At 72.2% G+C, this 6,618-nt stretch carries 8 protein-coding genes and 1 pseudogene; 4 read left to right on the forward strand and 5 right to left on the reverse strand.

All coding sequences use genetic code 11. The annotated features are described in order from the left end of the window. Positions 1 to 732, reverse strand: a pseudogene (locus tag ACTS11_RS06005) (MFS transporter); the annotation flags it as partial. Between the two features lie 154 nt (positions 733 to 886). On the opposite strand from ACTS11_RS06005, the gene ACTS11_RS06010 reads away from it, so the two are divergent. Next, positions 887 to 1,498 carry a 50S ribosomal protein L25/general stress protein Ctc gene (locus ACTS11_RS06010; RefSeq protein WP_442639428.1) on the forward strand — a complete coding sequence of 204 codons (612 nt, stop codon included), beginning with the start codon at positions 887 to 889 and terminating at the stop codon, positions 1,496 to 1,498. An 80-nt stretch (positions 1,499 to 1,578) separates the two neighbouring features. On the opposite strand, the gene ACTS11_RS06015 is transcribed toward ACTS11_RS06010, so the two are convergent. Together ACTS11_RS06015 and ACTS11_RS06020 are read right to left on the reverse strand one after the other, a co-directional pair. Then, on the reverse strand, positions 1,579 to 2,283 hold the full coding sequence (locus ACTS11_RS06015) for an FkbM family methyltransferase (protein ID WP_442639429.1): 705 nt from the start codon (positions 2,281 to 2,283) through the stop codon (positions 1,579 to 1,581). Positions 2,284 to 2,314: 31 nt separating this feature from the next. After that, a complete protein-coding gene (locus ACTS11_RS06020) occupies positions 2,315 to 3,358 on the reverse strand; it encodes a zinc-binding dehydrogenase (protein WP_442639430.1) in 1,044 nt (347 codons plus the stop codon). Positions 3,359 to 3,460: 102 nt separating this feature from the next. Between ACTS11_RS06020 and pth the strand changes: the two genes are divergently transcribed. The 3 genes from pth to ACTS11_RS06035 all read left to right on the forward strand — a co-directional run bounded on the left by pth (position 3,461) and on the right by ACTS11_RS06035 (position 5,636). Next, positions 3,461 to 4,147 carry an aminoacyl-tRNA hydrolase gene (pth, locus tag ACTS11_RS06025; RefSeq protein WP_442639431.1) on the forward strand — a complete coding sequence of 229 codons (687 nt, stop codon included), beginning with the start codon at positions 3,461 to 3,463 and terminating at the stop codon, positions 4,145 to 4,147. Continuing rightward, entirely contained in the window at positions 4,144 to 5,187 is a 1,044-nt protein-coding gene (locus ACTS11_RS06030) for a DUF2332 domain-containing protein (RefSeq protein ID WP_442639432.1), read from the forward strand. Before pth ends, ACTS11_RS06030 begins: the two co-directional genes overlap by 4 nt. Positions 5,188 to 5,264: 77 nt before the next feature. Continuing rightward, entirely contained in the window at positions 5,265 to 5,636 is a 372-nt protein-coding gene (locus ACTS11_RS06035) for a DUF2237 family protein (RefSeq protein ID WP_442639433.1), read from the forward strand. Here the strand turns inward: ACTS11_RS06035 and ACTS11_RS06040 are convergent. Continuing rightward, the gene (locus ACTS11_RS06040) at positions 5,615 to 6,151 is read right to left on the reverse strand and encodes a helix-turn-helix transcriptional regulator (RefSeq protein WP_442639434.1); all 537 of its coding nucleotides are present in this window, start codon (positions 6,149 to 6,151) and stop codon (positions 5,615 to 5,617) included. The two genes, ACTS11_RS06035 and ACTS11_RS06040, sit on opposite strands and share 22 nt — an antisense overlap. A gap of 30 nt (positions 6,152 to 6,181) precedes the next feature. Further along, positions 6,182 to 6,618 (reverse strand): hypothetical protein (locus tag ACTS11_RS06045; protein WP_442639435.1); only part of this gene is annotated, 437 nt, incomplete at its 5' end.

Here is a 6,618-nt window from a genome sequence, read left to right on the forward strand (position 1 = left end):
CCCGAGGATCGCGGGACCGAAGGCGCCCTCCGCCGCGCCACCTTGCAGCGTGCGCTCGACATGGAGGGCCGACCAGCTCTCGACCACGGCCTCGACGAAGAAGGCGACGAGGACGATGCCGCCGCAGAGCGCGACGGCCAGCCCCGGCATTCCGTCGGGGCGCGGCCCGGTCTCGGGCAGCGGCGCGATCTCGGTCCGCATCCGGAGCGACAGGAGGAGGACGACACCCGCGACGGCGGCGAAGATCCCGGCCGGCCCGAGCCCCGCCTCGCGCGCGGCGCCGGTGGCCACGGCGGCGGCGGCGTAGGCGACCGAGAACATCCCGTGATTGGCGTTCATCAAGGGCGCGCGGTGACGCGCCTCGAGCTCGGAGACGCGGGAATTCGACACGATGTCGAGCGTGCCCGACAGGAGGCCCACCAGCACCATCCCGAGGAAGAAGGCGAAGGGCGCCGTCACCAGCCCCGGCACCAGCATCGCGAGCCCGCAGAGCCCCGCCGCGACCGGCAGCGACAGCGCCCCGAGCCTCCGGTCGAAGACGGGCGCGAGCCAGAGCGTGAGGACGAGGCCGATGGGACTGCCCAGCAGCACCAGCCCGAAGAGCGCGTCGTCCGCCCCGATCTGCGCCTTGAGCACGGGCAGGAGCGCGGCGAAACTGCCGAACACGAGCCCCAGCGCGAAGAAGCCGAGGACAGGTCTCTGGGAGGTGCGGAGGGCGGCGAGGACGGGCATGGTCGGGCTCTGCCACGGGCCGCGTCGGCGCACAAGCGGGAGGCCGGGGAGCGCCTTCTTTCCGTCTTTTCATTCGGCCCGATCTCGCCTATACGCGCGGCTTCATCGGGGCCCGACACCCTTGGAGGCGGCCCCTCTTACATGGAGAAATGCAATGGCTGGTGAGATTCCCGATCTTATCGCCGAGGCACGCGCGGGGACAGGCAAGGGGGCCGCCCGCCAGGCTCGCCGCGAAGGCAAGGTGCCCGGTGTCGTCTACGGTGGTGGCAAGGATCCCCTCGCGATCCAGATCCCGTTCAACGCCCTTCTGAAGCGCCTCAAGGACGGCCGCTTCCTCTCGACGCTCTTCAACCTGAAGGTCGAGGGACAGGACGACGTGCGCGTGATCTGCCGCGGCGTGCAGCGCGACGTGGTCAAGGACCTGCCGACGCACGTGGACTTCATGCGGCTGCGCCGCACCTCGAAGGTGAACCTCTACATCCCCGTGGAGTTCATCAACCACGAGAAGGCGCCGGGCCTGAAGCGCGGCGGCGTGCTGACGGTGGTGCGCCCCGAGGTCGAGCTGATCGTCGTCGCGGGCGAGATCCCCGACCACATCACCGTGGACCTGTCGGGCCGCAACATCGGCGACGTCATCCACATCTCGGACGTGGAGCTGCCCGAGGGCGTGAAGCCCACGATCGACCGCGACTTCGTCATCGCGAACCTGTCGGCGCCCTCGGGCCTCGTCAGCGCCGAAGCCGCCGAGGCCGACGCGGAGGAGTGATCCCCGCCACGGCCTGACCGCGAAGGATCAGGGGGCCGCCCGCGCCTGAGAGGCCGGGCGGCCCTTTCCGTTCGCACCGCTCAGTCCTCGTCCGTCTCGGCGCCCCGCCCCTCGGCCCAGACCCTGCGGAAGCCGAGCACCTTGCCGCGCGAGACCGCCGGATCGTAGGTCATCGACATGGCCGACATCGCGTCCACGATCCGCTTGATCGCGCGCGGCGGGTAACGGCGGGGATGCAGTTCCATCACGCAGAAGCGCAGCGGGCATTTCCACGGCCGGTCGAAGAGCTGCGCCTCCGCCCCCTCGATGTCCATGAGCACCACGTGCGGCCGGTGCGCGCGCAGGAGGTCGTGGAACCCCACGAGCGGCACCTCGACATGCCGCGCCCCGCGCGCGGCGAGGCGCGAGGCGGGAAACTGGTCGGCGAGGTGGAAGGTGCCCATCTCGCCCTCCGCCGCGCGCGGCACCACCGCTCCGTGGAGCACGGTCGCGCCCGCCGCCCCGTTGCGCGCCAGCGTGTCCTCCAACACCGGGATCAGCGCCGGGTTGGCCTCGACGGCGAGGATGTTCTCGGGCTCGGTGTGCTTCGCGCAGAGCGCGGTGACATAGCCGATCCCGGCGCCCAGCTCGAGCACGCGGAAGCCCGCGCGCACGCAGCCCTCGGCGGCGCGCGCCTCGTCCGCCTCGTAGCTGCCTTCGCGCAGCTTCCGCGTCAGGAGCGGCGTCGTCACCTCTGCGGGCAGGCGCAGCGAGACGCCGTTGATCTCGACCTCGAGCGGGTTCACCGGGCTTGCGTCCTCCCTGTCGTCCGACCGCTCACGAAGTGGCCCCCGCACGGCCCGCGTCCAGCCCCGTCACGCTGCCGTCGGGCGAGAACAGGACCTTGCCCGCGCTCATGCTGCCCGCGTAGGCCGCCAGGGCCTCCGCCCCCTCCTCGAGCGGGTGGACGGAGGCGATCCGGCTCTCCGCGAAGCCGCCCCTGAGCGACCGCGTCACCTCGCGGGCCATCCACAGCCGTTCGGGGAAGCTCCGCTCCATCAGCCAGCGCGAGAGCCAGAAGCCCCGCACCGTCAGCCCCTTGAAGATCATCGTCCCGGGATGGAGCCGCACCGCGTCCTGCGCGAGCCCGCCGTAGACGAGGATCTCGCCGCCCGAGCCCAGCGCCTGCCCGAGACGGAAGGTCAGCGCGCCGCCGACCGCGTCGAATGCCATGCGGCAGCGCAGGCTCCGGCAGAGCTCGGCCAGCGCGTCGTCGAAATCTGGCGCGTCGGTCGAGAGGACGTGGCGCGCGCCCTCCGCCCGCAGCGCCTCGGCCTGCTCGGCGCGGCGCACGACATCGATGATCTTGAGCCCGCGCGCCTTCGCCCGCGCCCGGATCATCCGCCCGAGCGCGCCGCCCGCGGCGGTCGAGACGGCGGCCCAGTGCCCGCCCCGCCGCGCGATCCGCACCAGCGCCATCGCGGTCAGCGGGTTGACGAAGCTCATCGCCGCGGAGCCGAGAGGCAGGTCGGCCGGCAGCGGCACGCAGCGCGCGGCCTGCGTCACGGCGTATTCGGCCCAGAGCCCCTGCCTGTCCGCGACGCAGGAGACGGGCCGCCCCACCATCGCCCGCGCATAAAGCCCCTCGCCCACCGCCACGACGCGCCCCGCTCCCTCGAGCCCCGGCACCAGCGGGAAGGGCCAGCCGATGCCGTACTCCCCCGCGACGGTGGAGAGGTCGGAGGGGTTCACCGGCGAGGCGGCGATCCGCACCAGCACCTCGCCCGGCCCCGGACGGGGCACGGGGCGGGTCTCGACCCTCGGCGCCGCGCCGGGCTCGGGCACGACGAGGGCGCGCATCGTCTCCGGGATCTCGGTCATGGCGGTCCTCTCCTCGGCCGGTCCGGTGCAGCCTGACACGTCCGGCCGAGCCTTGGCAAACGCGGCGCGGGCTGGCATCACCGCTGCATCGGAGGATGCGCCATGAAACTCTGGGTCGGCCTCGGCAATCCGGGCGCCAAGTACGCGGGCAACCGCCACAACATCGGCTGGATGGCCGTGGAGCGCATCGCCGCCGACCACGGCTTCGCGCCCTGGCGGGGCAAGTTCCAGGGCGCGCTGACCGAGGGCACGCTGGGGCGGGAGAAGGTGCTGCTCCTCAAGCCCGAGACCTTCATGAACCTCTCGGGCCAGTCGGTCGGCGAGGCCATGCGCTTCTACAAGCTGACGCCCGCCGACGTGACCGTGTTCCACGACGAACTCGACCTCGCGCCCGGAAAGCTGCGCCTGAAGGAGGGCGGCGGGCACGCGGGACATAACGGGCTGCGCTCGATCCACCAGCACATCGGGCCGGACTACGCGCGGGTGCGTCTCGGGATCGGGCATCCGGGCCACAAGGACCGGGTTGCGGGCTACGTCCTGTCGGACTTCGCCAAGGCGGACGAGGACTGGCTCGACGACCTCCTCCGCGGCATCTCCGACGGCGCGCCGGATCTCGCCTCGGGCGACGGGGCGCGCTTCCTCAACGCCGTGGCGCTCCGGACCGCGCCCGCCCGGAACGGGGCCGCGCCCAGACCGAAGAAGGCCGAGGCGCCGCCACCCGGAGAGACGACCGGCGACGCGCCCGACGACCGCACGCCGCTCCGCAAGCTCATGGACAAGTTCCGGTGAGCGCCGAGGACGCCGTCCGCGCCGCCTTCCGCCGCCAGGGCGAGAGCTGCGCGGGCCTCGGCTCGCCCTTCATGGGGCAGCTCATGGCGCTGATTGCGGTGCGGCTCGACGCGTCCACGGCACCCGGCGCGCGCATCCTCTCGTGGAAGGGCGACGTGAGCTCCGACGGGCAGTCGGTGCCGCTCCGCCTCGCGGGGGCGCTCCACGCGCTCGTGCTCGAGGGGCTCGACGCGGACCTGGCCGCCGCCTACCCGCCGAACGCCGCGTCCGACGACGCGCTCTGGCGCGCGGTCGAGGGCGCACTCGGCCGCCATCCGGAGCGGATCATGGCCTGGCTCGACCGCGCGCCGCAGACCAACGAGGTGCGCCGCTCGGCCGTTCTCCTGCCCGCGATCTGGTGGCTCCTAGGACGCACCGGCGACATGCCGCTCGCGCTGTCGGAGCTCGGCGCGAGCGCGGGGCTGAACCTGTCGCTCGACCGCTTCGCCATCGAGACGCCCTGGGGGTTCGCGGGCGCGGAGGGGAGCGTCGTGCATCTCCGCCCCGAGTGGCGCGCGATGCCGCCGCCGCCCCGCCCCGTCGCCGTCGCCGACCGCGCCGGCGTGGATCGCCACCCGCTCGACCCGTCCGACGCGGGCGACGCCCTGCGCCTCCGGTCCTACATCTGGCCCGACCAGCCCGAGCGCATGGCGCTGACGCGCGGCGCGATCGCGCTTGCCGCCGGGAGGCCGGACGCCGAGGACGCCGCGCCCTGGCTCGCCCGCCGCCTCGCGACGCCCCGGCCCGGGCGGCTCCACGTCGTCTACACGACCATCGCCTGGCAGTATTTCCCGCCCGAGACGCAGGCCGACTGCACCGCCGCGCTGGAAGCTGCGGGCGCAACGGCCACGCCGGACGCGCCGCTCGCCCAAGTGGCCTTCGAGGCGGATGGAGAGGCTCCCGGCGCGGCGCTGACCGTGCGGCTCTGGCCGCATGATCCCGCGCCGCAAATCCTTGCGCGCGGAGATTTTCATGGGCGCTGGGTAGATTGGCGGCGTTAGCATTTGCACAATGCCGCACGGCTGCTAGCTTGCCCGTCGGGTGTGTGTATCAAGGGAAGCGTGTCATGCCGTTCGAAATGGACAGATCCGTCAACGTGTTCGGGCGGGCGCTCGAGAGGTGTTCGGTCGATCCCGTCACCGGCTTCTTCCGCACGGGAAGCTGCGAGACCTGCGCCGAGGATCGCGGTGTCCACACCGTCTGCGCGGTGATGACGGAGGAATTCCTCGCCTTCTCCAAGTATGTCGGCAACGACCTGTCGACGCCGCGGCCCGAGTTCTCGTTTCCCGGTCTCAAGGCGGGGGACCAGTGGTGCCTCTGCGCCTCGCGCTTCCTTCAGGCGCATGACGAAGGTGTGGCCCCGCGCGTGAACCTGGCCGCGACGCACGAGCGCACGCTCGACATCGTGCCGCTCGAGGTGCTGGAGGCCTACGCCCTCGACGTGTCCTGAGGCGGGGGCAGCGCGACGACAGGGGCGCTCACGGCATCGGCCATGAGTTCGTCGACGAAGAGCGACAGGAGCTGAGGCCGCCCGCTGACACCCGCCTTGCGGTAGATGGCGTTCGTCTGCGCCTTGACCGTGCCTTGCGAGGTGCTGCGCAGGTCCGCGATCTCGGCGATGGACATGCCCTTCAGCGCGAAGAGGGCGACGTCGCGCTCGGCGGGCGTCAGGCCCCAATCCGCGAAGCGCTCCTCCACGAGGTCCATGAACGCGCCCGACGCCGCGCGGAGCGAGCGTTCCACCTGCCGCGTGCGCTGGATCGAGGCGCGCAGCAGGAGGCCGCCCAGAACGACGCCGATGATGAGCCCGAAGGCCGCGCCGATCTCCATGATCTCGCGATAGGCCCAGGGGATCGGCCCCCAGGGCACGCCCAGCACGGTCAGCAGGATGTCGGACACGAAGAAGAAGCCGCAGAGCGACTGGACGGCGAGAATCGCGCCGAAGAGCCAGGGATGCCTCAGCATGCCCCTCGCCCGGAGCCGGCGCTGTTGGGGTCAGTCGTCATCGTCCCCACCGTCATCGCCGTCGTCATCGCCGTCGTCACTGTCGTCATCGCTACCATCGTCCCCGTCATCGTCGTTGCCGTCGTCGTCGTCATCATCGTCGTCGTCGCCGTCTTCACCTGCACCGCCTTCCCCGGGGTTGTCGCTCTCGGGGCTCGGGCCGATGCGCGGCTCGCCGCTGCGCGTCGTGGTGTAGTCCCTCAGGATCGCGCCGTTCCTCGGGTCGAAGACGATCTCTCGGACCACGTCGCCGCGCCGGGCGACGACGCGGACGCGACCGAGCAGCGTGCGGCTGACGCTCGTGATCTCGAAGCCCTGCCGCTCGAGCTGGCGGACGACCGAGCGCGTGGCGGCGTCGTCGATGGCGAACGCCGGCCCCGCGGCCAGCGCGGCCGCGAAGGAGGTTGCGAGAAAGCGTCGTCGGGACA

This window comes from Roseicyclus sp., from assembly GCF_052168335.1.
Lineage (GTDB): Bacteria > Pseudomonadota > Alphaproteobacteria > Rhodobacterales > Rhodobacteraceae > Roseibacterium.

Coding starts and splice junctions, on each gene's coding strand:
- ACTS11_RS06010 (WP_442639428.1), top strand. CDS start 887: ATGGCTGGTGAGATTCCCGATCTTATCGCCGAGGCACGCGCGGGGACA.
- pth (WP_442639431.1), top strand. CDS start 3,461: ATGAAACTCTGGGTCGGCCTCGGCAATCCGGGCGCCAAGTACGCGGGC.
- ACTS11_RS06035 (WP_442639433.1), top strand. CDS start 5,265: ATGGACAGATCCGTCAACGTGTTCGGGCGGGCGCTCGAGAGGTGTTCG.
- ACTS11_RS06020 (WP_442639430.1), bottom strand. CDS start 3,358: ATGACCGAGATCCCGGAGACGATGCGCGCCCTCGTCGTGCCCGAGCCC.
- ACTS11_RS06040 (WP_442639434.1), bottom strand. CDS start 6,151: ATGCTGAGGCATCCCTGGCTCTTCGGCGCGATTCTCGCCGTCCAGTCG.